Raw genomic sequence first — 25620 nt, 5'->3', positions numbered from 1 at the left:
TCATGCGGCCGACCCTAGCCCGCGCGCGGGCCGTGCCGCCGTCGACAGTGTGTGGGGCATCGGGCCTGGTGAGGGGACGCCCCGGCCCGGGGCCGGGGCCGGGGCCGGGGCCGGGCGGAGGAGGTGACGGAGTATCCGCTCACCACGGTCGCGGGACGGTGGCGGGCGTCGCCCCCGCCGGGATCACCACCGGTCCGGGCCGCGCGCTGCGGTTGGCGGAGCACGGCGCCGGGCGGATCGGGCGGATGGCGGCCGACGGCAGGGTCACCGACTTCCCGGACTCCGGCCCGGAGTCCGGTCCGGACACCGGTCCGGCGGAGATCACCCCGGGGTCGGACGAGGCCCTGTGGTTCACCGGGCCGGGCGGCGGCAAGGCGGGCCGGATCACCCCTTCCGGCCGGATCACCGAGTTCCCGCCGCCCGGCGGTGCCGCCTTCCCCGCCGGCAGCACCGCCGGGCCGCGGGCGGCATGTGGTGCACCGCGCCCGGCACCCGCTCCGTGGACCGGATTCACTGCGCGGCGCAGGTCACCCGGTTCCCGCTGCCGGAACCGGACAGTGCGCCGAGCGGCATCACGGGCGGGCCCGACGGCCTGGTCCGCTACGGCGACCAGGCGGGCCGGACCGGCAGCATCGGCGCCACCGGCACGGTCACCGTCCTCCCGGTGCCGGACGGTACCGGGAAGGTGCCCCTGCGGCTGACTGCCTGCCCCGACCGTGCGGTGTGGTTCACGGAAATGCTCGGCAACGCCGGCGGCCGGGTCCGCGTGCCGGTCCGGTGCCCCCCCGCCCCTTGTTATGACAGCCGTCATAACGCAGGCTGGTGCCCGACAGCACGGCAGGCCGACGCGGTGGGAGGAAGCAGTGGCGGATGGAATGGCGCGGGCACTGTGGGAACGGTACGAACCGGTGCACGACCTCGTGTACTTCGCCCCGGAGGCGCACCGGGCGGCGGACGGGCTCGGCCTGCGCGGCTACTGGATGGGCTACTTCGCCCTGCGCGCCGCCCCCCTGGGCGCGGCGCCCCCGTCCGTGGTGACGAGCAGTTTCTACGTCTTCCATCCCTCCCGGGTGGCCCGGGCGCTGCCGGACGCCTGGGGGTACGCGGCCCCGGCGGACGTGCTGGCGGCCCGGGAAGAGGCGATGAACGCGGCGATGCCCCGCCTGTTCGGGGCGGACACCGTCGGCTCGGCGGACTTCGCCGAGGCCGCGGACCTGGCATGGGAGGCCGCGGCGGCGGCGGACACCACGGGCCGGGTGCTGGCCGCCGCCAACCAGGCGCTGGAGCGCCCGGAACGGCCCGCCGCCCGCCTGTGGCAGGCCCTGACGACCTTGCGCGAGCACCGGGGCGACTCGCATGTCGCGGTGCTGGTGAGCCTGGGGCTCGGACCGGTCGAGGCCATGGTGCTCAAGGCGGCGGCCGGCGAGTCCGACGGGTCGTTCCTGCGTACGACACGCAAGTGGGAGGAGTCCGAATGGGACGCGGCCGTGGCACGGCTGCGCGCGTCCGGCCGGCTCGCGGCGGACGGCACGCTCACGCCGGCGGGAGCCGCGGTACGCGCGGAGACGGAGGCGCGCACCGACGCGGCGGCGGAGGGGCCGTGGTCCGCGCTGGGCGCCGAGCGCGCCGGGCACCTGGCCCGCCTGCTGGAACCGCTGACGGCAGCCGTCCTCGGCTCGGGCCTGCTGCCCCCCGGCAATCCGGTGGGGCTGCCCCCCACGTCACACCCCGTCGCCGGCTGAGCCCGCGCGGACACGTCCGGTGCCGTAAGGGGGCGAACCGAGCGTCCGGTGCTTACAAGGGGCGGCGAGTTGCCGGCAAACGCACGGGGCCCGCCGCACGGAAGTGAGCCCCGGTGGGGCCGGCACCGCCGAGCGGACCCCCCGGGGGCGCACGGAGCGGAGCCCGCCAGGCCAGGGCCCACGGCGCCACCAACCGACAGCGCCACCCCCGCCTCACGCCCCCGTCCACCGGGCGGGAACCGGAACCCGCCAACAACTGCCCGCGCCCCGGTGCGGCCGACGCTACCGAGCGGACACCCCCCGGGGCGCACGGAGCGGAGCCCGCCAGGCCAGGGCCCACGGCGCCACCAACCGACAGCACCACCCCCGCCTCACGCCCCCGTCCACCGGGCGGGAACCGGCGCCCGCCAAGCCGGTGCCTACGACGGCACCAACCGGCAGCCCCGCCCCCGTCACCCCGCCTCGCGTTCCCGCCGGAGCGGGAACCGGGCCGGGCGGGGGCGAGGCTGAAGTGGTCTGCGCGTGTGCCCCGTTGGGGTCGTACGCTGGGGTCGTGGTCGACCGAGACGAGGGGCCGGGGCAGGTGGCGGCCCGGCTCACCGGGCGCCCGGCCGGCCGGGTGCGCACGACGCCGGGGTCACCGGCCGAGGTGCTGCTGGACGGCGGGACACCGGTGATGGTCAAACGCGGCGACGGCCCGGGGGCCGTGCGCGCCGAGGTGGCGGGACTGCGCTGGCTGGCCGCGGCGGACGCGGTCCGGGTGCCGGCCGTGCTCGGGCACGACGAGCACTGGATGGTGACCGAGCGGGTGGCGACCGGCAGCCCCAGCCCGGAGGCGGCGCTCCGTTTCGGCCGGGCCCTCGCCGCCCTGCACGCGGCCGGCGCGCCCCACCTCGGGGCGCCTCCGCCCGGCGGCCCCGACGACGCCTACATCGGGGCCGCGCCCCTGCGCAACGCGCCGGGCACCGACTGGCCCCGCTGGTACGCGGAACACCGCGTGCTGCCGTATGTGCGCGGCGCGGTCGACCGGGGCACGCTCAGCCCCGCCGAGGCGGCCCTGTTCGAGCGGGTCTGTGAGCGGCTGCCGGAACTGGCGGGTCCCCCGGAGCCGCCGGCCCGGCTGCACGGCGACCTGTGGAACGGCAACGTGCTGTGGGGCGCGGACGGCGAGGTCCGGCTCATCGACCCGGCCGCGCACGGCGGACACCGGGAGACCGACCTGGCGATGCTCCGGCTGTTCGGCTGCCCCCAGCTCGACCGCATCCTCGCCGGCTACCAGGAGGCGGCCCCGCCGGCGGACGGCTGGCGGCAGCGGGTGGGCCTGCACCAGCTCTTCCCGCTCCTGGTGCACGTCCTGCTGTTCGGCCGGTCGTACGCGGAGCGGGCCCTGGAGGTCGCACGGGAGGCGCTCACGCGCTGACCCGGGCCCCCGTCCGCCCGGTCACGGCCGGCCTCCCCCGCCCGGATGCCGGGTACCCGTACGCCAAGGGGTCACGGGCGCGGCGGGCCGCGGGCGGGCCGCGGCCACCCGGTCGCGTCGACGGAACGGCGCGGTGTCGTCTTCTTGCTCAGGCACGGTCCCGGGCCGCTTCCGGCGCGTGATCACGGACCGTAAGGAAACCAATCACCCGTTCGACTCGTATAAGGACGTGACAGCCTAATCAGGGAGAGACCATGCAACCGTTCACGCTCAACTACGCGCGGCCCGCAGTGCAGTTGGACGTCACCACACCGTACGCGTACGACTCCGGACTGCAATTGAACGTCCTCCCGGACGGGCGCGCGGCTGCCACCGATCACGCCACGTTGAGAGCGCTCGGCACCACGACCTCGACCGCCGGTTCCAAGACGCACTTCGACGACTGAACCGCGGGCGTCGAGAGATGACCGTGCTCATCCTGACCAGTGAAGAGGACGTGACAGCGGACATGGTGGTCCTCCGGCTGGGCGAGGCGGGCGTGCCCGTCGTCCGGCTCGACCCCGCCGATCTGACCAACGGGGTGGCGCTGTCGGGCGAGTTCGTCCACGGCGCCTGCCGGGGGCATCTGTCCGTCGGCGGGCGGCTGGTCGGCATCGGCGGTCTGCGCTCCGTGTGGGTGCGCAGACCGGGGATTCCCGCGGCCCGCGCCGCCCAGCCGTCGGCCTGGCTGACGGAGGAGTCGTCGCAGGCGCTGTACGGCATGCTGCGCGCCAGTGACGCCCGCTGGATGAACCACCCGGACGCGGCCCGCCGGGCCCGCCACAAGCCCTGGCAGTTGCGCCTCGCCCAGGGCAGCGGCCTGCCGGTGCCGGCCACGCTGATCACGACGTTCCCGCAGGCGGCGCGGGCGTTCGCGGAACGCTTCCCGGACCTGGTGGTCAAACCGGTCTCGGGCGCGCATCCGCAGGAGCCGCCGCGGGCGGTGCCGACCAGCCGGGTCGCACCGGACGCCGACTTCACCGCGGTCGCCTTCGGACCGACGCTGCTGCAACGGCGGATCGCCAAGCGGGCCGACATCAGGCTCACCGCCGTCGGCGGCACGCTGCTGGCCGCGCGCAAGCCCACCGACCCGGACGCCGGTCCCGACGACGTGGACGTCCGCTTCGCCCCGTCGGTCTCCCCCTGGCTGCCCGCGGATGTGCCGCCGCGCGTCGCCGAGGGCGTGCTGCGCTACCTGCGGGACGCGGAACTGGCCTACGGCGCCTTCGACTTCGCGGAGGACGCGGACGGCATCTGGTGGTTCCTGGAGTGCAACCAGTCCGGCCAGTTCGGGTTCGTGGAGATGGACACCGGGCAGCCGATCGCCGCCACCATCGCCGCATGGCTCGCTCAGGAGACGGATCCGGACCGCGGGTGTGCGGAGGGCGACCGGAGTACGGCATCTTGAGTCCGCGGGGGACGGCTCGGAGAGAGGAACGCGACATGCGCATCGGACTGCTGGGAACGGGCCCGTGGGCACGGGCGGCCCACGCCCCCGCCCTGGCCGGGCACACCGGCCTGGAGTTCGCCGGGGTGTGGGGGCGCCGGCCGGAGGCGGCCACGGAGCTGGCGGAGCAGTACGACGTGCCCGCCTACGCCGACGTGGACGCGCTGCTGGCCGACGTGGACGCGGTGGCGGTGGCCCTGCCGCCGTCCGTGCAGGCCGGATTCGCGGTGCGGGCGGCAGCGGCGGGCCGGCATCTGCTGCTCGACAAGCCGCTGGCGCTGTCGGTCGCCGAGGCACGGGCCGTCGCGGACGCGGTGGAGCGGGCCGGGGTGGCGTCGGTGGTGTTCTTCACCGCGCGCTTCCAGAAGGAGCCGGAGGCCTGGATCGAGGAACAGGCGTCCGTGACAGGCTGGTTCACGGCGCGGGCGCAGTGGCTCGGGGCGGTGTTCACGTCCGACAGCCCGTTCGCGGCGTCGCCGTGGCGGCGGGAGAAGGGCGCGCTGTGGGACGTCGGCCCGCACGCCCTGTCGGTGCTGCTGCCGGTCCTGGGCGACGTACGGCAGGTCGTGGCGGCGGCACACGGTCCGGCGGACACCGTCCATCTGGTCCTCGACCACGCCACGGGCGCGTCGAGCACGCTCACCCTGAGCCTGACGGCCCCGCCGGCGGCGGCCGGGGCCGACGTGGAACTGCGGGGTGAGGCGGGGGTCACCGCCCTGCCGGGGAGTTCGGAGGGGGCGGTTCCCGCGCTGGCCCGGGCCGCCGACGCCCTGGTGCGGGCGGCCCGCACCGGCCGCCCGCACCCCTGCGACGCCGGTTTCGGCCTCCGCGTCACCGAGATCCTGGCGGCGGCGGAGACCCGCCTGTCGGAGACCCGCCCGTGGGAGGGCACCGACTAGGCGGTTCCCGGCCGTGCGGGAGGGAGACCGGCCGGCGCGCGGGGCACCGCCTCGTGGACGGGCCAGGGCGCGGCCACCGGGCGGCCGGCGGGGTCACCCGGCGCCGGTGGCGCCGGCGGCCCAGTAGTTGACGCGTTCCCGTACGACGGGGTAGCCGGCCGTGGTGAAGTGCGCGGCCATCGGGAGGTTGCCCTGGTCGGTGGCGGCGGCGATGAACTCGGCGCCCCGCGCGGCGAGGAAGTGGGTGCACTCGGCGAGCAGGTCGTAGGCGTAGCCGTGGCCGCGGTGTTCCGGCACCACTCCGATGAAGCCGACGCACGGCCCGGCGGAGTTGCCCGCCGGGATGTGGATGCCGACCGGATCGCCGCCGGAGGTACGGGCGACCTGCCACCAGGCGCGCGGGGACGGGAGCAGGCGCAGGCCGTCCAGTTCCTCCTGGGCGGCGCGGTCCGTGCCGCCCTTCCCGATGGCCCGGCGGGCGTGCGCGTCGAGGGTGGCGGAGTGGATGCGGCGCAGCAGGCCGTGGAAGACGGCGTCGTCGGGTTCGGGGGTGAACCGGAGCCGGCCGGGCCGCTCGGGCAGGCCCAGGTCCCGGGTCCAGCGGTAGAGGAAGCGGTCCACCAGCGGGGTGTATCCGGCCTGGCGCGCGGCGGTGGCACGGGTGCCGGCGGCGGCCCGCAGGCGCGGGTCGTCGCGCCAGCCGGCGGGCAGGTCGAGTTCCAGTTCGGGGGTCTGCCAGGGCGCGGTCCGCAGCAGTTCGGCGCCCGCCGCCTCCTCGCCCTCGGCGACGTCGAACCAGTTGATGACCAGCGGCTCGGGGTCCTCGGGGCGGCCCCACCAGGCGGCGCGGGCCACGGTGCGGCCGTCACGCAGCGCGACGCGCTGCCAGTCGGGGCGGTAGCGGGTGCTCCGGTGCTTCTCGGCCAGGGCGAGCGGGTCGGGCATGGCACGGAACAGGGCGGCACTGCTCGCGTCGAGCGTGCGGATGACCAGGTCGGTCAAGGGTTCCTCCGGGATGCGTGCGGGGTGCGGCGCTCCCGGTCGGATCAGGCGTGGCACGCCGGCGGCACGGGGAAGGGGGAGCGCTCGGTGGTGGTGACCTGCATCGTGCCCGCCTCCTTCGTCCGTCCGCCTCGGTCGTGGTGCCCCACAGGCTAGGCGGCCCGCGGGGCGGGCGTCCACGGGTTTTCGGCGCGGTCCGGTGCGCCCGGCGGTGGGCTGCGCCGGCGGTGGCGGCGTAGCGTGGGGATGTGGGAACGGTGCGCGGCTGGTCGTCGCACGGGGACCGGGAGGATCGCGGCTGGCTGCGTGGCGCGCCACCGCCGTGGTGGGTACGGGTGCTGCCCGTGCTCCTGCTCGCGGCGGTCACCGCCGCCACGCTGGTGACGCCCGCCGCGCGTGATGTCGGCTTCCTGCTGGGCGCCATCCCGCCGCTGGCCGTCCTGTCGTACGGCCCGGTGATGACCGGTGTGCTGGGCGTGGGCGTGATCGTCGTGCTGAACGTGCCGGCCACGCATCTGAACCGGCCCGGCAGCACCGACCTGCTCACCATCGTGTTCGTGGCCGCGCTGAGCGTGTTCGTGTCCTTCGTGCGCAGCCACCGCGACGCCCAGCTGGACACGGAACGGGCCATCGGGGAGGCGGTGCAGCGGGCCGTGCTGCCGCCGCTGCCGGAGCGGGTCGGGCGGGTCTGCTGCGCGGCCTTCTACCGGGCCGCGCAGAACGGCACGCTGGTGGGCGGGGACTTCTTCGACGTCCGGGAGGGGCCGTACGGGGTGCGCGCGGTGATGGGGGACGTGCGGGGGCACGGGCTGTCGGCGGTCGCGACGGTGGTGTCACTGCTGGGGGCGTTCCGGGAGGCGGCCCTGGACCAGCCGGACCTGGAGTCGGTGGCGGCCCGCATGGACCGCCGGCTGGCGGTGGACTCGGCGGACGTACGGCACGGGGAGCTGTTCGCGACGGCGCTGCTGCTGGAGTTCGCCGGGGGTACGGCCGCGGTGCGGCTGGTGGCGTGCGGTCATCCGGCGCCCGTCCTGCTGTGCGCGGGGCAGGCCCGGGAGGTGGCCGTCGCGCCCGGTCCGCCGCTGGGGATCCAACTGGTGGGCGTCGGCCCGCCGAAGGAGGTCACGGTGGCGCTCGGTCCGGGTGACCGGCTGTTCGTGGCCTCGGACGGGGTGTGGGAGGCGCGGGACGCCACCGGCACCTTCTATCCGCTGCCCGAGCGGCTGGCCGCGCTGGCCGGTACCCCGTCGGCCGAGCTGCCGGGAGCGGTGTGGGCGGATCTGGCCCGGCGGCGCTACGAGGTCCGCGACGACGTCACCATGCTGGTGCTGTCACCTGAACTACCCGCGGCGACCTGACCCGCTCGCGGGCGTTCCGGCCGCTCTCCTTCGGTGGTCAGCCGACGTCCCACAGGAAGCGGTGGGTGTGGATGCCGAAGTACGGGAAGGACCGGATCTCGCGGACGCCCTCGACGGGGCGCACCACGTCGTTGACGAAGTCCAGCAGTTCCTTCGGGCCGGGGGCGACCACCTCGGCGAAGAGGTCGAAGCCGCCCGAGGTGAGGACGGAGTAGACGACCTCGGGGCGTTCGGCCAGGGCGTCGGCGACGGTGCGGGGGTCGCCGTCGACGCCGATGCCGAGCAGGGCCATGGCCTGTCCGCCCATGGCCATCGGGTCGGTGACGCCGACCACCTGGACGGCCCTGGAGTCCAGCAGGCGTTGCAGGCGCTGCCGGGCCGCCGAGGCGGACAGCCCGACCCTGGGGCCGAGGTCGGCGTAGGCGATGCGGCCGTCGGTCTGGAGTTCCCGCAGGATGGCGCGGTCGATGTCATCCATGTCCTTCATCTCCCTCATGTCCCGGCTCTCTCTCCCGGCCTCGCTCAGCCGGCCAGTTCGGCGAGCGCGGCGGCGAAGACCTCGGTGTGGGTGTCGACGTCCCGCTCGGTGGTGTCGGGGCACATCAGGGCCATGTTGTGGAACGGGGTGAGCAGGATGCCCCGGTTGGCGAGGTAGAGGTGCAGGAAGTCCTCCAGTTCCGGGTCGGCGGCAGCCGCGGACCGGGTGCCGGTGCGCGGGGCCGGGGAGGTGAAGCGGTACTCGGTACGGGCTCCGAGGCGGCTGACCGACCAGGGCAGTCCGTGTGCCTGGACGGCGGCCCGGACACCCGTCTCGAAGCGCTCGGCGAGGGTGGCCATCCGGGCGAACGCCTCGTCCGTGAGCACGTGTTCCAGGGTGGCCCTGGTCGCCGCGACCGACAGGGCGTTACCGGCGAGGGTGCCGCCGACGCCGCCCATGTCGACGAGGTCCAGGTCGGCGCGGCCCAGCAGCCGGTCGGCGAGTTCGGCGGACAGGCCGTAGGCGCCGGCCGGGATGCCGCCGCCGATCGCCTTTCCGATCGTGAGCAGGTCGGGCTCCAGGTCCCAGGCGGCCGTGCAGCCGCCGGGTCCGGCGGAGAAGGTGTGCGTCTCGTCGTTGATGAGCAGGGTGTCGTACCGCCGGGTCAGTTCGCGGACGCCGGCGAGGTAGCCGGGTTCGGGCAGCACGATGCCGATGTTGGTGAGGGCGGGCTCCATGAGGACGGCGGCGACGTCGCCGTGGGCCAGCTCCCGTTCCAGCCCGGCGAGGTCGTTGAACTCGGTGACCCTGCTGGTCAGCGTCACGTCACAGGGCGCGCCGACGTTGCCGGGGCGGGCGGTGCCGGTGCCGTCCGGCCCGGTGACGATCAGCGACTCGTCCACGCTGCCGTGGTAGCAGTAACTGTTGACGAGGATCTTCGGGCGTCCGGTGACGGCACGGGCGAGCCGGATCGCCCAGCGGTTGGCGTCGGTCGCGGTGAGGGAGAAACTCCAGCGCGCCAGGCCGAACCGGCGGGTCAGTTCGGCGCCGGTCCACTCGGCGTCCTCGGTGGGCAGCATGGCGGTGGCTCCGCCGAGGTCGGCGTACCGCCGCTGGACCGCCTCGGTGACCGGGGCGGGTGAGTGGCCGGCCATCGCACCGGTGTCGCCGAGGCAGAAGTCGACGTACTCGTGCCCGTCGATGTCGGTGACCCGCGCGCCGCGCGCCCCGGCGAGATAGCGCGGGAAGGCGCCGGCGGTCTTGTTCATCCACGTCATCGGCACCCGGCCGAAGAGGTGGTCGGCGCGCGCGTAGGCCGCTCGCGAGCGGGGGTTGCGGCGTTCGGCCTCGGCGCTCTCGCGGGACAGGAGGGCGGGCAGACGCGTGCGGTCCATGGAGTACCTCACGAAGACGGCGACGGAATGCCGTGACCATACGACCGAAGTGGCGGCTCGTTCAACAGATCGCGATCGATCCGAGCGTGTTGACGAGTGAAACGTGCGTCCAGTCTCGGTCGGTCACCGCGCGGGTGACGCGTCCCCCCTCGTCCGGCTGACGAACCGGCAAGCGGAGTTCGAACGTCCCGGCTCAAACGCCACGGTTCGCCACCCCTTCCGCGCCGTAGAAGTATCTACAACCATGCATATGCCGGGTGGCCGTACGGACACACGCGGGGCCCGGTCACGGTTGCTCCCTGCGCTCAGGCAGGCGGGCGAGGAGACCCGGAGCAGCGCATGACGAACACGATGTGGACGCGGGGCGTGGAGTGGCTGGCCGCGGCGGCGGCCGATCCGCGCGGCTGCAAATGGGAGTGGGATCACGGCGAGGGCATCGCCCTGCTGGAGGCGGGCCGCTTCTGGGACATGCTGAGCGTCCCCGACCGGCTGGGACTGCTCACCCTGGACCTGCTGTGGCGGCCCGCGCTGCCGGTGCCGGGGCCGACCCTGGTGGACACCGCGGCCGGGCGGGTCGGCTTCCTCCTGCCGCCGGACCCGGCCGGGGGCTGGGTGGGCGCCGGACTGCGGTACGCGAGCAAGGGGACGTGGGTGGCCGTGCCGCCGCCGTACCGGCCCGCCCGCTATCTGGAGTGGCTGGTACCGCCCGACGGCACCGGCACCCTCCACGCGCCCGGTGCCCTGGAGGACGCGCTGCGACAGGCCAACGGCGCCCTGGCCGTCCTGTCGCCGCTGTGCGGACGGTAGCGGATCACCCCGGGCCGGGCCGGCGCCGGGAGGGGACGGCGGGGCCGGAGAGGGCCGTCCACAGCGCCTCGGGCTCGGCGGGGACGGTCCGCCCCTGCGCCCGCCACTCCGCGACGAGCCCGGCGTAGACGGGCTCCCGGCCGCTGTCCACCCGGCCCAGCAGGCGCATCCGGTCCACGCGGTCCCTCCGGTCCATCCAGTCCAAGCGGTTCATGCCGGGGCAACGCCCCCGGCCCGCCGCCGGTACGCTCGGCGCCGGCCGCTCACCGGGTCGGGTGAGGCCATCGCCCGAACGGCCCTGCCACCCCCCGGACAAGCGTTCCAGCCCGGCCCGGGCTCGTCGCGTGCGTGCGGGACGAGGGCCGGCCGACCGGCGTTCCCGCCCGTCCGCTCCGGTCCCGCGGCGTGCGCAGGGGGGCGGCGGGGTGCGCAGGGCGCGGGGGCCGGCCGACGCGCAGGGTGGGCCGGGCGCTCCTATGCTGGGGAGATCCGGGCTCGGACGTCTCGCTCAGGTCGCCTCTCACGCGTCTGTCACGTGGTTGGAGTCAGCCCATGTCGCCTTCGTCCGCACGCCTGCGCAGGGGGGCCACCGCCGCCGCGCTCGCGGGAACGCTGTTCGTACCGCTCGCCGCGGGGACGGCACCGGCCGCCGTACCGGCCGCACCCGCCTCGGACACGCCGAGTCCCTCGAGTTCGGATGTCCGCGCCCTCACCCCCGACGTGGCACGCCAGGTCGACGCGGCCGTACGGCGGGTGCGGCGCGAGACCGGCACCCCAGGCGTGAGCGTGGGCATCTGGACGCCGGGACAGCCCGGTTACGTCCGCTCGTTCGGCGTCGCCGACAAGTCGACCGGTCGCCGGATGACCCCGGACATGTACACGCGCATCGGCAGCGAGACGAAGACGTTCACCGTGACCGCCCTGCTCCAGCTCGTGGACCGGGGCGAGCTCGGCCTGGACGACCCCATCGGCAAGTACGTCGACGGGGTACCCAACGGTGACAAGATCACGTTGCGTCAGCTGGCCGGCATGCGCAGCGGGCTGTTCAACTACTCGGAGGACGACGCCTTCTTCAAGGCGCTCACCGGCGACCCCCGGCGCCCCTTCACACCCCAGCAGTTGCTGGCCTACTCCTTCAAGCACCCGGTGCTCTTCCAGCCCGGCGAGAAGTTCTACTACAGCAACACCAACCTGATCCTGCTCGGCCTGGTCGTGGAGCAGAAGAGCGGGCAGCGCCTCGGGGACTACATCCAGCGGCACATCCTCGATCCGGCCGGCATGAAGCACACGCTCTTCCCTGCCGGCAACGAGTTCCCCGCGCCGCACCCGCAGGGCTACACCGACCAGACGGCGGACGGGAAGACCGCGGACACCACCGACTGGAACCCGTCCTGGGGCTGGGCGGCCGGGGCGATGATCTCGACCCTGGACGATCTGCGCGTCTGGGCGCGCACCGTGGCCACCGGCCGACTGCCCGACGGGAAGCGGATGGTCAGCGCCGCCACGCAGAAACAACGCCTCGTCACCCCGGCGACCGCGATTCCGGGCGCCGGGTACGGGCTGGGCATCTTCGACGTGCAGGGGTGGATCGGCCACAACGGGTCCCTGCCCGGCTACGAATCGCTGACCATCTACCTCCCGTCGACGCGCACGACGCTGGTGATCGTCCTCAACACCGACATCAACCACGGCAAGGACGAACCCAGCACGCTGTTCGGTCAGGCGGTCACACAGATCGTCTCCCCCCGGCACGTGTTCAACCTGCCGGCCGAGCCGGCGGCCAGGTGAGACGCGCAGCCGCGCAGTGGCCAGGAGCGGGGCGGCACACCGGACATGGCTCCGCCGGCGGCCTGGGGGGGATCGGCCGCCGGCGGAGACGCCACGCCCGGGGCGGGGGGACGTCCCCGGGCGGTCCTCCCTCGTTTGCCCCGGCTCCCGGAAAGTACGCACACCAATTCCGGCCGATCGCGACAGTGTCGGGCGCGCCCCTTGCGCATGCCGGCTGCCGCGAGGGCCGCGCCGAGCACACACAGCAGACCCGTGACCACCGCGGCGGCGTGCGGGCCGTCCACGAACGCGCGGGTGCTGCCCTCGGTGACGGCCGAGCCGAGGCTCCCGGGCATGCCGTGGGAGAGGGGGGTGACGCCCGTCGCCGCCGCATCCTTCGCCCCGGCCGGCTTCCCGGCCAGCGCACGGGGCACGCCTGCGCCGGCCGGCTCGGTCTCCAGGGTGTCGCCGACGCGGGCGCTGATCACGGAGACCAGCACGGAGATGCCGGGGCGCCGCGGTCTGGAGGGTGGTGGCCTGGAGTCCGCCGGCCACACCGCCGTCCCGCAGGGGCGCGTCGGCGACGATCGCGTCGGAGGAGGCGGCACGGCTCCCGGCGGATGCCGACGGGGCACCGCCCCTGCGCGCCGGGCGTCCACCGACGGAATAAGCTCGTCGAATGGCGAAGTACTTCGACGTGCACCCCGACAATCCGCAGGCGCGCAGCATCGGCCAGGTCGCCGACGCGGTCCGCTCGGGGGCCCTCATCGCATATCCGACCGACTCCTGCTATGCGCTCGGCTGCCAACTCGGCAGCCGGGACGGCATGGACCGGATCCGCTCCATCCGCCGGCTGGACGACCGGCACCACTTCACGCTGATGTGCCGGGACTTCGCGCAGCTCGGCCAGTTCGTCCGGGTGGACAACGACGTGTTCCGGGCCGTGAAGGCGTCGACGCCCGGCAGCTACACGTTCATCCTGCCGGCCACCCGCGAGGTGCCGCGCAAGCTGCTGCACCCGAAGAAGAAGACCGTGGGTGTGCGCATCCCCGACCACGTGGTCACGCAGGCGCTGCTGGCGGAGCTGGACGAGCCGATGCTGTCCAGCACCTTGCTGCTGCCGGACGAGGAGGAGCCGCTGACCCAGGGCTGGGAGATCAAGGACCGGCTCGACCACGTGGTGGACGCGGTGGTCGACTCCGGAGAGTGCGGTACCGAGCCCACGACGGTGGTCGACTTCTCGGGCGGGGAGGCGGAGATCGTCCGCCGGGGAGCCGGCGACCCGAGCCGCTTCGAGTGAACGCGCGGGAGGCCGCGTACCGCGGCCGTTGCCCCGCCTGCCACCACCGAAGCGATAGGCGACGGAGGAGCCGCGCCCGCCCAGGTAGCGACCGCCGAGCCGCACCCGCCCCGGTAGCCGACCACTGGGCCGCGCCCGCCCGGTAGCCGGGCCGCGGCCCGGGCCGCGGCCGGGCGCCGCTCTCGCGGCACGGCTCGGCGATCTTGCGTGGCAGCATGGGATCCGTCGCGGCGCCGGGCAGGGAACCGCCCGCGTCCGTCCCCGAGGGAAGGGCTTCTCACCATGACCGATGTCCGGGCGACCAGCGTCGACATCACCACCGAGGACGGTGTCGCCGATGCCTGCCTCGTCCAGCCGGCCGACGGGCGCCCCCGCCCGGCCGTGCTCCTCTACCAGGACGCCTACGGGCTGCGCCCGCACCTGCGGTCGATGGCCGAACGGCTCGCCGCCGCCGGCTACACGGTGCTGGTGCCGAACGTGTTCTACCGCCTCGGCCGGGCCCCGGTGCTGGACCTGCCCGCGTTCATCGACCCGGCCGCCGACCCCACCCTCTGGGAGCGGCTCGGCCCGATGCTGGCCGGCCTGACGCCCGACCTGGTCAAGCGGGACGCGGACGCCTATCTGCGGTGGCTGGCCGGCAGTCCGGCGGCGGCCGACGGCCCCGTCGCGCTGACCGGCTACTGCATGGGCGCCCGGCTCGCCCTGTGGACCGCGGGCGCCCACCCGGACCGGGTCGCGGCGGTCGCCGGCTTCCACGGTGGCCGCCTGGCCACCGACGACCCGGGCAGCCCGCACCTGGAGGCGCCGGGCATCACCGCGGAGCTGTACTTCGGGCACGCCGACGACGACCCGTCGCTGCCCCCGGAGCAGGTGACGCGCTTCGAGGAGGCCCTGACGGCCGCCGGGGTACGGCACACCTGCGAGGTCTACGCCGGCGCGCACCACGGCTTCACCCAGGCCGACACCCCCGCCTACGACCGGGAGGCCGACGAACGGCACTGGGCGGCCCTGCTCGGCCTGCTGGCGCGCACCTTCTGACGCCGGGTCCGGCGCCCGCGGACCGGCGGGCGCCGCACCGATTCGGTCCGGAACATTGACATGAACGTGTCGTGGCATGAACCTGAGAGCGCTCTCAGAACAGGTACGGACCAGACCGTACGACCCCGACCCCACACGGAGGTGGAGAGTGCCTCACAGGCTCACCCGTCCCGCCCTGCCGCTGGCCGCCGCCGCGGCGCTGATCGGCGGAGCGCTCACGCTCGGCGCACCGGTCCGCGCCGACGCCGCCGTCCCGGACACCATCCCGCTGAAGATCACCAACAACTCGGGCCGTTCCGACCAGGTCTACGTCTACGACCTCGGCACCCAGCTGTCCTCCGGGCGGCAGGGCTGGGCCGACGCGAACGGCACGTTCCACGCCTGGCCGGCGGGCGGCAATCCGCCGACCCCCGCACCGGACGCGGCCATACCCGGCCCGGCCGCCGGGCAGTCCACGACGATCCGGGTCCCGAAGTTCTCCGGCCGGATCTACTTCTCGTACGGCCAGAAGCTCGACTTCCGCCTCACCACCGGCGGGTTGGTGCAGCCGGCCGTGCAGAACCCCACCGACCCCAACAGGAACATCCTGTTCAACTGGTCGGAGTACACGCTCAACGACTCCGGACTGTGGCTCAACAGCACCCAGGTGGACATGTTCTCGGCGCCGTACGCGGTCGGGGTGCAGCGGGCCGACGGCAGCGTGAGCACCACCGGGCACCTGAAGTCCGGTGGCTGGGCCGGCTTCTTCAACGCGCTGCGCGGACAGCCGGGCGGCTGGGCCAACCTGATCCAGACGCGCTCCGACGGCACCGTGCTGCGCGCGCTGTCCCCCCTGTACGGCGTGGAGACCGGCGCCCTGCCGGCGAACGTGATGGACGACTACGTCAACCGGGTCTGGCAGAAGTACACGACGTCGACCCTGACGGTGACACCGTTCGCGAACGACCCGAACACCAAGTACTACGGCCGGGTCTCGGGCGGCGTCATGAACTTCACCAACTCCGCCGGCGCGGTGGTCACCAGCTTCCAGAAGCCGGACGCCTCCAGCATCTTCGGCTGCCACAAGCTGCTGGACGCACCGAACGACAACGTGCGCGGCCCCATCTCCCGTACGCTGTGCGCCGGTTTCAACCGGTCGACCCTGCTGGTGAACCCCGACCAGCCGGACACGACGACGGCGAACTTCTACCAGGACACGGTGACCAACCACTACGCGCGCAAGATCCACGCGCAGATGGCCGACGGCAAGGCCTATGCCTTCGCCTTCGACGACGTCGGCAACCAGGAGTCACTGGTGCACGACGGCAGCCCGCAGCAGGCGTATCTCACGCTGGACCCGCTGAGCTGACATGACGGCGGTCCCACACCCGGGGAGCGGGTGCGGGACCGCGGTCAGGTGCGGGATCAGCCGGTCGTCAGGGCCGTGTCGTCCACGACGAAGCTGGTCTGGAGGGAGGCGTCCTCCACGCCGTTGAACTTCAGCGTGACGGTCGAGCCCGCCAGCGAGGACAGGTCGAAGGACTTCTGGCTGTAGCCGGAGGCCGCGTTGGCGTTCGAGTAGGTCGCGAGGGTCTTCGAACCGGCGGTCACCGTCAGCTTGTCGTACGCGGTGGTGCCGGTCTCCGCGGTGTCGATGTGCAGGTAGAAGGTCAGGGTCGCCTTGCAGCCCGCGGGGATCGTGACCGACTGGGACAGCGAGTCGGTGTGCGTGGAGCCGTAGCCGTTCAGCCAGGCCTTGTAGGAGCCGCCGTGGGCCGCCTCACCGCTGTCGGTGGTGATGACGCCGCTGGTCGAGGTCCAGCCGGTGCTGCCGGACTCGAAACCGGGGTTGCTCAGCAGCTGGGCCGAGCCGCAGCCGCCGCCGGTCGAGCTGACCGTCCAGCCGAAGGTGGTGGTGCCGGTCGCGCCGGTGGAGTCGGTCACCGTGACGGTGGTGCTGTACGTCCCCGCCGTGGTGGGAGTGCCGGAGATCAGACCGGTCGAGCTGTTGACCGACAGGCCGGCCGGCAGGCCGGAGGCGCTGTAGGACAGCGCGCCGCTGTTGGTGCTGCTCGCCTGGATCTGGAGGCTGACGGCCGTGCCGACGGTGGTCGACTGGCTGCCCGGGTTGGTGACCGTCACCCCGCTGCTCGGCGGGTTGATGTGGCTGCCGACGTTGATGCCGGCGAAGGCGTTGCCCACCCCCGCGTACTGCGTGGAGTTGGTGCCGTACAGCGCGGCGGCGGCGTTCAGGGCGGCGGTGCGGGCGGCGGCGTAGTCGGTGCTGGACGTCATGTACGTCGTCAGCGCCTTGTACCAGATCTTCAGGGCGGCGTCGCGGCCGATGCCGGTGACGGCGACCCCGTCGGAGGTCGGGCTGTTGTAGGTCACGCCGTTGATGACCTTGGTGCCGCTGCCCTCGGACAGCAGGTAGAACATGTGGTTCGCCGGGCCCGAGGAGTAGTGCACGTCCAGGTTGCCGACGCCGGAGTACCAGCTGTCGGCCGAGCCGCCGTCCTTGCTGGGCTTGTCCATGTAGCGCAGCGGCGAGCCGTTGCCGTTGATGTCGATCTTCTCGCCGATGAGGTAGTCACCGGGGTCGGACGTGTTGTTCGCGTAGAACTCCACACCCGTGCCGAAGATGTCCGAGGTGGCCTCGTTCAGGCCGCCCGACTCACCGCTGTACTCCAGGCCGGCGGTGTTCGAGGTGACGCCGTGGCTCATCTCGTGGCCGGCGACGTCCAGCGAGGTCAGCGGGTCGTTGTTGCCCGTGCCGTCGCCGTAGGTCATGCAGAAGCAGCTGTCGTCCCAGAACGCGTTGACGTACGCGTTGCCGTAGTGGACGCGGGAGTACGCGCCGACGCCGTCGTTGCGGATGCCGCTGCGGCCGAACGTGTTCTTGTAGAAGTCCCAGGTCTCCTGCGCGCCGTAGTGCGCGTCGGCGCCCGCGGTGGCGGCGTTGGAGTTGGTCCCGTCACCCCAGGTGTCGCTGGTCTGCGAGAACAGCGTTCCGGTGCCCGAGGTGCCGTGGTTCAGGTTGTACGTCTTGTGACCCCCGCGGGTCCCGTCGGTCAACGTGTAGTTCGAGCCCGACTGGGTCGTCGTCAGCGTCACCTGACCGCTGTACCGGGTCTTGCCGACGCCGGTGTCGACGGCCTGGAACCGGTGCAGCTCCTTGCCGGTGTTGGCGTCGGTGATGACGTGCAGCCGGCTGGGTGTGCCGTCGTCCTGGAAGCCGCCGATCACCGTCTCCCAGGCGAGCTTCGGGGTGCCGGTGCCCGCCCAGATCACCTTGCGGGCGCTGTCGGCGGCGGGCTTCTTGGCGTCCAGGGCCTTCGCGGCCTTCAGCGCCTTGGTCTCCGCGGCGGCCTTGGTGTAGGTCGCGGTGGTGGAGCGCACCCGTATCGTGCGCTTGTTGTTGAAGGTGGTGCTCACGGTTCCCGCGGCCTTCGAGGCGGGCGGGGTGTGCACGACGAGGTCGCCGCCGAGGACGGGGAGTCCGGCGTACGTGCGCTCGTACCGCGTGTGCACGGTGCCGTCGTTGTCCTTGACGACGTCCCGGACGACCAGCTTCTCCTGGGCGCCGAGCCCGAGGGTGCGGGCGACGGTGCCGGTGCTCTGCCGGGCGCTCTTGATCAGCGCCTGGTGCTGGGCCGGGCTGAGGCCGGCTGCCAGGCCGCCGCCGCGCACGGGGCTGGGGTGGGGAGCGGCCGGTGCGGCGGTGGCCGGTACGGCCTGGAGACCGACGGCGAGGAAGGCGGCGGTGGAGACCAGGGCGGCTCCGACCGTGGCCCGCTTGTGGGGAAGGGCTCTGTGGGGTCTCACTCGTACTCCTACTGCTGCGGCCGCCGGTGAGCGGCCGATGACAGACCGGGCGGACGGGTCTGCCGCCCGGGCGAGCTGAGCTGTGCGGGACCGTGATCCGTGTACGGGTGGGGTGGATCAGCGTTCGGAGGGAGAATGACAGCCCTGACCGGACCATGTCACCCAACGGCGGGTCAATCGAGGGTTTTCCCCCTGTCCGCCCGCCACCGCCTCGCAGCCGGAGCCCGGACACCCCGCACCGGCCGGCGCCCCCTCCCGGCGGAGGAGAGGGCGCCGGCCGGTGCGTGCGCGGCAGTTACGGCTTGCGGGCCAGTCCGCCGTGTTCGGCGACGACCTCCGGCGTGGGCGCGCCGGGCTCCGGGCGCCACTGCGTCACCGGCACGACGCCGGGCTCGATCAGTTCCAGGCCGTCGAAGTACGCGGTGATCTCGTCGACGGTGCGCAGGTTGTACGGGACGGCACCGCTGTCGTTGTAGGCGTCCTGCGCCTCCTCGAAGACCGGGTCGATGCCGCGTGAGCCGTCGTTGACGGCGAGGTAACTGCCCGGCGGCAGGGCGTCCATGAGCCGGGTCACGATGGAGCGGGCCCGGTCGTGGTCGGCGACGTGTCCCAGGATGTTGCTGAGGATGAGCGCGGTGGGCCGGCCGAGGTCCAGCGTCCGGGCGGCGGCCTCGAGGATGCGGTCCGGGTCCGTCACGTCGGCGTCGATGTAGGCCGTCGCGCCCTCGCGGGAGGAGTACAGCAGCGCGCGGGCGTGGGCGAGGACCATCGGATCGTTGTCGACGTAGACGATCCGCGCCTCGGGGGCGAGGCCCTGCGCGACCTCGTGGGTGTTCTGGGCGGTCGGCAGACCGGTGCCGACGTCCAGGAACTGCCGGATGCCCGCCTCGGACACCAGATACGTGATGGTACGGCGCAGGAAGGCACGGCTGCTGCGGGCGATGGTGACGATGCCCGGGAAGACGGCCGTGTACGCGTCGCCGGCCTCCTCGTCGACGGGATAGTTGTCCTTGCCGCCGAGCCAGTAGTTCCAGATGCGGGCCGAGTGCGGCACCGACGTGTCGATCTTCTGGCGCATCGATTCTTCGGGCGTCGTCACAGGGTCGGTCATGGGTCGAGTCCGTCTTTCAGCCGAGGCGTGGATCATTCACGGCACAACTTACGTGCTCCTGCTGGTTCCTGACCCGCCGGTCCGGGTTTCCGGGGACGCTGGTTGTTACCGTGCACCGCGTGTCCGACTCCTCACGCGATACCGCACAGGGCGCCGGCTGGGGCGCCGCCGAACGCGGCGCGTACCGGCGGCTGATGCCGGCCCGTACCGAGAAGCTGTCGTGGCTGGACCCCCGGATCCTGTGGGCCGCCCGCAACGGCGTGCTGGCGTCCTGGTTCGGTGACCCCACGGGCCGTACCCGCAGCCGCTGGGTGGCCCGGCGGGCGGCGGCGGGCGCGCCCGCCGACAAACTCATCCGGCGGGACGTACCGGACCGGTTCTCGTTCATGGTGATCGGGGACACCGGGGAGGGCGGCGACTCGCAGTACGCGGTGGTGCCGGGCTTCCTGAAGGTGGCGCGGGACACGGAGTTCGCCGTCATCGCCAGCGACATCGTCTATCCCGTCGGCAGCGCCGACGACTACGGCCGCAAGTTCTTCCGGCCGTACCAGGACTATCCCGCGCCGGTCTACGCGATACCGGGGAACCACGACTGGTACGAGGACCTCGGCGCCTTCATGCGCGTCTTCTGCGCCGAGCCCCGGCCGCTCCCCCCGGAGCCCCGGCCCGGCCCGCTGACCCGCGCCTGGTGGCGTTCGCTGCTGTGGCACCGGGCACGCCCCGCCGACGAGCAGCGGCTCGCCGAGGCGCGGCGGTTGCGGTCGGCGCCGGAGCAACAGGCCGTACAGCCGGGGCCGTACTGGGCGATCGACGCGGGGCCGGTGCGGATCGTCGGCATCGACACCGGGCTGCTGGGCACCATCGACGCCGAACAGGGCGCCTGGCTGCGGGAGATGTCCCTCGGGCCCCGGCCGAAGATTCTCCTGACCGGGTCGCCGCTGTACGTCGACGGTGAGCACCACCCGTGCCCCATCGACGGCGGTGGCACGGTGGACGGCATCGTCCGGGACCCGGAGCACCACTACGTGGCGGCGATCGGCGGTGACATCCACAACTACCAGCGGTACCCGGTCGAGGTGGACGGCCGCACCGTCCAGTACGTGGTCGCGGGCGGCGGCGGGGCGTTCATGCACGCCACGCACACCATCCCGCGGGTGTCGGTCGGCGGTGTCACCGAGCGCGACTTCCGCTGCTATCCGCTGCGCGGCGACTCGCTGGCCTTCTACAGCCGGCTGTACGGCCGCCGGCTGCGGCTGCCCCGCCTCTTCGGGCTGACGGCGGCCGAGGCGACGGCCGTGATCGCCGAACGGCTGGGCATCGAGCCGGGCCGTACGCCGGAACCCGGCGTACGGATCACCCGCCGCACCCGGCTGGTCGCCAGCCTGCTCGGCGCCGGCCGCCGGCCGGAGCGGACCGCCCGGTTCCGGCTGCCGGTGCGGAAGATCTACACCCAGCTGTTCTCGCCGTCCTCCACCACCCACAGCCCCCCGTTCTTCAAGTGCTTCCTGCGGCTGGACGTCGGTCCCGGGGCGGTCCGGCTGCGCTGTTTCGCCGCGACCGGCAACCGCCGCCAGGAACTCGACCCGCCCGTCGAGGACGAGGTCGTGATCCCGCTCCCCGGCCCGCCGAACTGATCACACGGTTGTCACACTCGCCTGCCAGAATCGGTGCCGTACCGACGTACGACCGCTGGAGGAGCCCGTGCCGTCCACCCCTCGCCCCCTGCGCAGGCTGGGCTTCCTCACCATCGGCCTGTTCGACGCGGCGGACCCCGGCCGCGGCCACGAGTCCACCCTGGAGATCATCGAACTGGGCGAGCGGCTCGGCTTCGACAGCGCCTGGGTCCGCCACCGGCATCTCCAGTACGGCATCTCGTCCCCGGTCGCCGTCCTCGCCGCCGCTTCCCAGCGCACCCGCCGCATCGAACTCGGCACGGCGGTGACACCGCTCGGCTGGGAGAACCCGCTGCGGCTCGCCGAGGACCTGGCGACCGTCGACGTGCTGTCCGGCGGCCGGCTCAACCCGGGGGTCAGCGTGGGCCCGCCCCAGCACTTCGACGAGGTCAGGGACGCCCTCTATCCGGACACCGCCGACGCGGAGGACTTCGGGCACGAGCGCGTACGCCGGCTGTTGGACCTGGTGCGCGGCGAGCCCGCCACCGGTTTCCGCGGGGAGGAGGGCTTCGAGGTGTTCTCCCGCGTGGTCCAGCCGCACTCCCCCGGCCTCGGGCGGCGGCTGTGGTACGGCGCCAGCAGCCTCGGGTCGGCCCGCTGGGCGGGCGAGCACGCCATGAACCTGCTGACGAGCAGCGTCGTCAAGGCCGAGGACGGCGCGGGCGGGACACCGGACTTCGCCGCGACACAGCTGTCCCACATCCGGGAGTTCCGGGCCCATCACCCCGACGGGGACGCGGCCCGCGTCTCCCAGGGGCTGGTGGTGATCCCGACCGACTCCGCGAGCCCCGGGCAGCGCGCCCGGTACGCCGAGTACGCGGCCCGGCGGCTGCCCCGTACGGCCTCCCCGCAGGGCCCGGCACGGCTGCTGTTCGCGCCGGACCTGGTCGGCACCTCGGCGGAGCTGGCCGAACGGCTGCACGCCCACGCCGCGTTCCGCGAGGTCGACGAGGTGGCGTTCGCGCTGCCGTTCACCTTCGGGCACGAGGACTATGTGCAGATCCTGACGGACATGGCGACGAAGCTGGGTCCGGCGCTGGGGTGGCGGCCCGCCCGCTGACTCACCACTGCCCCACCGCCGGGCCGGTGACCGGCTCCGACGGCCGGCCGTCCACGCCCACCGGCACCTCTCCGGCGAGCATCACCCGGTGCATGATCCGGGGGGCGCCGAGGTGGGCGTTGTCACTCGGGGCAAGGTGGATCGTGGCCCGGTTGTCCCAGAAGGCGACGCTGCCGGGCTCCCAGCGGAAGCGGACGGTGTACTCGGGGCGCACCGCCTGCTCCAGCAGCATCTCCAGCAGCGCGGCGCTCTCCGGCCGGGAGACGCCGGCGATCTGCTCCACGTAGTAGCCGTTGACGAACAGCACCCGCTCCCCCGTCTCCGGATGCATCCGCACGAGCGGGTGCACGGAGGCGACCTGGTGGTCCAGGAGGTGCCGGACGTACGCGTCGTCGCCCGGCCGGGGCTGGTAGCCGACGCCGAGCCGGTGCTCGGCGCGCAGCCCGTCCACGAAGGCGCGGACCGGCGCGGACAGCCCGGCGTAGGCGGCGGCCAGATTGGCCCAGGTGGTGTCGCCGCCGTAGGGCGGTACGGTCTCGGCGCGCAGGACGGTCGCGGCCGGCGGGTCGATCCGGGCGCCGTGGTCGCAGTGCCAGCCGCGCAGCAGGGTGTGCCGGCGGCGCCGCAGCCACTCCTCGTGCTCCATGCCGAAGCGTCCGCCCAGTTCCAGCCGGTCCGCCGTGGTCTCCACCTCGGGGAAGCCGGCCGGTGAGGCACCGCCCCGCCGGGCGGGGACGACGGGTTCGCCGAAGCGGCGGGCGAAGGCGACATGGCCGGCGTGGTCCAGGTGCTGGTCCCGGAAGAACACCACCTTCCAGCGCAGCAGGGCCTGCCGGACCAGGGTCACCACGGCGTCGTCGAGCGGCCCGGTGAGGTCGGCACCGGTGATCTCGGCACCGATGTGCCCGGCCACCGGCCGGACCTCCACCCCGGAAACCGTGAGGTCCGAACCGGGGGCCGTCACCCCGGCACGGGCACCCGCCGCGGTCCCGTGTGCGGGCGGCTGTCCCTGCGCGTCCGCGTCCCGCTCCGGCTGCCCCGCTGTGACCCTGTGCGTCGTCATGCGCGCTCCGATGCTCGTCCGGTACCGGCTCCGCTCAGATCCTGACACCGAGGCCCCCGCACCGCGAACTCCCCCCGCGTCACGCTCCCGCCGGACGGCACCGCCGGCTGAACCGGCCGGGGTACCCCGGCGCGTGAGGCGGACACGCGGAAGGAGCCGCAGGTGGCAGCGGAGGACCGGCTGCGGACGTACCGCGGCGGACGTGACTTCGAGCGGACCCGCGAGCCGTCGGACCGGCCGGCCCCCGCCGGCGACGCCGGGCCCCGGTCCGTGATGCGGATCCACGACGCCCGCCGGATGCACTTGGACCGCAGGCTCCGGGTCGGCGGCGTCCTGAAGTCCTGGTCCGGTCCCGAGGGCCCGTCGGACGACCCCGGGGACGAGCGGCTCGCGGTGCCCACGGAGGACCAGCCGCTGGCGTACAAGGACTTCGAGGGCGTCATCCCGAAGGGTGAGTACGGCGGCGGGACGGTGATCGTATGGGACCGGGGGACGTACGAGCCGCTGACCCACGACCGCCGGGGCCACCCGGTCGACTCGGCGGGGTCCCTGGAGCGCGGGCGCGCCACCTTCCGGCCGCGCGGCGCCGAGCTGCACGGCGAGTACGCCCTGACCCGCTTCCGCAGCGGCACGGACGGTCAGGAGGCGTGGCTGCTGGTCCGCGAGGGGCCGGCCCGCCCGGACGCGCACGGCATGCCGGATCCCCGGCGGGCCCGCGCGGCGCGCACGGGACGGACGCCGGCCCAGGTCGCGGCGGCCGACGGCGAGCGGTGACGGCCGGGCTGCCGGCAGGCCCGGTCAGCCGGTGACGGTGGGTCCGTCGTGCCCGGTGCGCCGGTCCACGCGGTGGACGTCGGGGACGCAGAGGTTGAGGACGGCCGCCGCGGCGATCATGCCGGCGCAGGCAAGGAGCACGCCCCTGGTGTCCCAGGCGTGCGCGGCGAGGGCGGTGACGAGGTAGCCCAGGGGGACGGCGAGGCGCTCGCCGACCCCGTTGAAGGCGCTCATGCGCCCCTGCTCGCCCGGTGGCACATGGCGCTGGAAGGCGGTGGTCCAGGCGACGATCGCGATGTCGAGCCCGGTTCCGGCGAGCGCGGCGGCCGGCAGGACGAGGGCCAGTGGTGCGCCCGCGCCCATGGCGGCGAGCGGGAGGGCGAGGGCGCCGCTCGCCGCGACCGCCACAGTGAGCTGCCGGGCCGGTGTCCAGCGCAGGCAGACCAGGGTGCCGGCCAGCAGCCCGCAGGCGAAGGCCGCCTGGACGAGACCCCAGTCGCGGGCTCCGCCGTAGTCCCGGGCGGCGACGAGGGGACCGAGGAGCTGGAAACCGGCGAGCCAGGCCGCGACGAGGACGGTGCCGGCGGCCGTGTAGGTCCACAGCCAGGTGCGCGACCGGAAACCGGACCAGCCCGCGCGCAGGTCGGCCAGGACGCCGCCGCGGGGGGTCGCGGGAGCGCCCAGGCGCAGACCGAGGAGCAGGCAGGCCGCGACGGCGTACGTGACCGCGTCCCAGGCCAGGGCCCAGGCCGCGCCCGTGGCCGCCACGACGAGACCGCCGGCGACCGGGCCCAGCACCCTGACCGCGTTGCCCGGCAGCCGGAGCAGCGCGTTGGCGCGCTGGAGGTGTTCCGGGGCCACGATCTGGGCGACGGCGCCCTGGGCGGCGGGGACGGTGAAGGACGCCGCGGTGCCGGAGAGGAAGCCGCACGCGGCGATCGACGTCGTCGTCGCCTGTCCGGTGGCCACGGTGACGGCCAGCGCGGCCTGGGCGCCCGCCGCGAGCAGATTGCCGAGGAAGAGGATGCGGCTGCGGGACAGGCGGTCCGCGAAGAGGCCGCCCGCGAGGAGGAAGACGATGGTCGGGACGGTGTTCATGGCGAGCACCAGCCCGAGGGAGCCCGCTCCGCCGCCCTGCTCGATGACGGAGTAGGCCAGGGCGAGCGGGGCCATCGCGGTCCCGGTGGCGGAGACGAGCTGGGCCGTGGCGAACCGCCGAAAGGGCGCGGTCCGCCACGGCGTGCCGGGCATCGTCGGTGCGTCGGCGGCGGTCTTCATGGTCTCCCTCGGGCGGAGGGGTGGCCGGGGCGGCGGACCGGTGCCCGAGCGACGGCTGCGGCCCCAACCGGCTTACCGGGAGCTTACGTTCGCGGCCGCAACGGCCTCCCGCCCCGCGCACCAAGAGGCTTCCCGTGCGTACCGCGCGGCGCGGTGTCCGACGGCA

General features: G+C 74.0%; 22 protein-coding genes. 14 read left to right on the top strand and 8 right to left on the bottom strand.

Annotation, left to right across the window (positions count from 1 at the left end; translation table 11 throughout):
• The first annotated feature begins 863 nt into the window (after nt 1-863).
• The 5 genes from ABZ117_RS32770 to ABZ117_RS32750 all read left to right on the top strand — a co-directional run bounded on the left by ABZ117_RS32770 (nt 864) and on the right by ABZ117_RS32750 (nt 5547).
• A complete protein-coding gene (locus ABZ117_RS32770) occupies nt 864-1742 on the top strand; it encodes a hypothetical protein (protein WP_356826169.1) in 879 nt (292 codons plus the stop codon).
• Nucleotides 1743-2325: 583 nt separating this feature from the next.
• A complete protein-coding gene (locus ABZ117_RS32765) occupies nt 2326-3162 on the top strand; it encodes a fructosamine kinase family protein (RefSeq protein WP_356826177.1) in 837 nt (278 codons plus the stop codon).
• A 254-nt stretch (nt 3163-3416) separates the two neighbouring features.
• Nucleotides 3417-3608 (top strand): putative ATP-grasp-modified RiPP, encoded by a 192-nt coding sequence (gene tgmA / locus ABZ117_RS32760; protein WP_071376133.1) that lies wholly within the window; start codon nt 3417-3419, stop codon nt 3606-3608.
• A 17-nt stretch (nt 3609-3625) separates the two neighbouring features.
• Nucleotides 3626-4609 (top strand): ATP-grasp ribosomal peptide maturase, encoded by a 984-nt coding sequence (gene tgmB / locus ABZ117_RS32755; RefSeq protein ID WP_356826167.1) that lies wholly within the window; start codon nt 3626-3628, stop codon nt 4607-4609.
• A gap of 35 nt (nt 4610-4644) precedes the next feature.
• Nucleotides 4645-5547 (top strand): Gfo/Idh/MocA family oxidoreductase, encoded by a 903-nt coding sequence (locus tag ABZ117_RS32750; RefSeq protein ID WP_356826165.1) that lies wholly within the window; start codon nt 4645-4647, stop codon nt 5545-5547.
• Nucleotides 5548-5640: 93 nt separating this feature from the next.
• On the opposite strand, the gene ABZ117_RS32745 is transcribed toward ABZ117_RS32750, so the two are convergent.
• Nucleotides 5641-6549 carry a GNAT family N-acetyltransferase gene (locus ABZ117_RS32745; protein WP_356826163.1) on the bottom strand — a complete coding sequence of 303 codons (909 nt, stop codon included), beginning with the start codon at nt 6547-6549 and terminating at the stop codon, nt 5641-5643.
• Between the two features lie 248 nt (nt 6550-6797).
• On the opposite strand from ABZ117_RS32745, the gene ABZ117_RS32740 reads away from it, so the two are divergent.
• On the top strand, nt 6798-7907 hold the full coding sequence (locus ABZ117_RS32740) for a PP2C family protein-serine/threonine phosphatase (RefSeq protein ID WP_356826161.1): 1110 nt from the start codon (nt 6798-6800) through the stop codon (nt 7905-7907).
• Between the two features lie 37 nt (nt 7908-7944).
• Here ABZ117_RS32740 and ABZ117_RS32735 read toward each other — a convergent pair whose 3' ends face one another.
• Complete coding sequence (locus ABZ117_RS32735; protein WP_356826175.1) at nt 7945-8385, bottom strand: Lrp/AsnC family transcriptional regulator; 441 nt, start codon at nt 8383-8385, stop codon at nt 7945-7947.
• 44 nt (nt 8386-8429) lie between these two features.
• Nucleotides 8430-9779 carry a transaminase gene (locus tag ABZ117_RS32730; protein WP_356826159.1) on the bottom strand — a complete coding sequence of 450 codons (1350 nt, stop codon included), beginning with the start codon at nt 9777-9779 and terminating at the stop codon, nt 8430-8432.
• A gap of 339 nt (nt 9780-10118) precedes the next feature.
• Between ABZ117_RS32730 and ABZ117_RS32725 the strand changes: the two genes are divergently transcribed.
• The gene (locus ABZ117_RS32725) at nt 10119-10586 is read left to right on the top strand and encodes a hypothetical protein (protein WP_356826157.1); all 468 of its coding nucleotides are present in this window, start codon (nt 10119-10121) and stop codon (nt 10584-10586) included.
• A gap of 4 nt (nt 10587-10590) precedes the next feature.
• On the opposite strand, the gene ABZ117_RS32720 is transcribed toward ABZ117_RS32725, so the two are convergent.
• Nucleotides 10591-10800, bottom strand: a complete 210-nt coding sequence (locus ABZ117_RS32720; RefSeq protein ID WP_356826155.1) for a hypothetical protein — start codon at nt 10798-10800, stop codon at nt 10591-10593.
• Between the two features lie 338 nt (nt 10801-11138).
• On the opposite strand from ABZ117_RS32720, the gene ABZ117_RS32715 reads away from it, so the two are divergent.
• The 4 genes from ABZ117_RS32715 (at nt 11139) to ABZ117_RS32700 (ending at nt 16039) form a co-directional block, all read left to right on the top strand.
• Entirely contained in the window at nt 11139-12374 is a 1236-nt protein-coding gene (locus ABZ117_RS32715) for a serine hydrolase domain-containing protein (protein WP_356826153.1), read from the top strand.
• A 658-nt stretch (nt 12375-13032) separates the two neighbouring features.
• Entirely contained in the window at nt 13033-13653 is a 621-nt protein-coding gene (locus ABZ117_RS32710; RefSeq protein ID WP_356826151.1) for an L-threonylcarbamoyladenylate synthase, read from the top strand.
• 282 nt (nt 13654-13935) lie between these two features.
• Nucleotides 13936-14691, top strand: a complete 756-nt coding sequence (locus ABZ117_RS32705) for a dienelactone hydrolase family protein (RefSeq protein ID WP_356826149.1) — start codon at nt 13936-13938, stop codon at nt 14689-14691.
• 199 nt (nt 14692-14890) lie between these two features.
• Complete coding sequence (locus ABZ117_RS32700; RefSeq protein ID WP_356826173.1) at nt 14891-16039, top strand: glycoside hydrolase family 64 protein; 1149 nt, start codon at nt 14891-14893, stop codon at nt 16037-16039.
• Between the two features lie 56 nt (nt 16040-16095).
• Here the strand turns inward: ABZ117_RS32700 and ABZ117_RS32695 are convergent, their stop codons facing one another.
• Nucleotides 16096-18495, bottom strand: coding sequence for a M4 family metallopeptidase (locus ABZ117_RS32695; RefSeq protein ID WP_356826147.1), 2400 nt, complete (start codon nt 18493-18495; stop codon nt 16096-16098).
• 295 nt (nt 18496-18790) lie between these two features.
• Nucleotides 18791-19606, bottom strand: a complete 816-nt coding sequence (locus tag ABZ117_RS32690; protein WP_356826145.1) for an SAM-dependent methyltransferase — start codon at nt 19604-19606, stop codon at nt 18791-18793.
• 119 nt (nt 19607-19725) lie between these two features.
• Here ABZ117_RS32690 and ABZ117_RS32685 point away from each other — a divergent pair, with 119 nt between their 5' ends.
• Nucleotides 19726-21240, top strand: a complete 1515-nt coding sequence (locus ABZ117_RS32685; RefSeq protein ID WP_356826143.1) for a metallophosphoesterase — start codon at nt 19726-19728, stop codon at nt 21238-21240.
• 67 nt (nt 21241-21307) lie between these two features.
• A complete protein-coding gene (locus ABZ117_RS32680) occupies nt 21308-22339 on the top strand; it encodes an LLM class flavin-dependent oxidoreductase (RefSeq protein ID WP_356826141.1) in 1032 nt (343 codons plus the stop codon).
• A 1-nt stretch (nt 22340) separates the two neighbouring features.
• On the opposite strand, the gene ABZ117_RS32675 is transcribed toward ABZ117_RS32680, so the two are convergent.
• Nucleotides 22341-23402 carry a TauD/TfdA family dioxygenase gene (locus tag ABZ117_RS32675; RefSeq protein WP_356826139.1) on the bottom strand — a complete coding sequence of 354 codons (1062 nt, stop codon included), beginning with the start codon at nt 23400-23402 and terminating at the stop codon, nt 22341-22343.
• A 162-nt stretch (nt 23403-23564) separates the two neighbouring features.
• On the opposite strand from ABZ117_RS32675, the gene ABZ117_RS32670 reads away from it, so the two are divergent.
• Nucleotides 23565-24176 carry a DNA polymerase ligase N-terminal domain-containing protein gene (locus ABZ117_RS32670; RefSeq protein WP_356826137.1) on the top strand — a complete coding sequence of 204 codons (612 nt, stop codon included), beginning with the start codon at nt 23565-23567 and terminating at the stop codon, nt 24174-24176.
• A 24-nt stretch (nt 24177-24200) separates the two neighbouring features.
• Here ABZ117_RS32670 and ABZ117_RS32665 read toward each other — a convergent pair whose 3' ends face one another.
• A complete protein-coding gene (locus ABZ117_RS32665; RefSeq protein WP_356826135.1) occupies nt 24201-25454 on the bottom strand; it encodes an MFS transporter in 1254 nt (417 codons plus the stop codon).
• Nucleotides 25455-25620: the final 166 nt, after the last annotated feature.

This window comes from Streptomyces sp. NPDC006309 (assembly GCF_040613095.1).
Classification (GTDB): domain Bacteria; phylum Actinomycetota; class Actinomycetes; order Streptomycetales; family Streptomycetaceae; genus Streptomyces.
The sequence above is the reverse complement of the archived record's forward strand: the minus strand, read 5'-3'. Positions and strand labels throughout refer to the sequence as shown.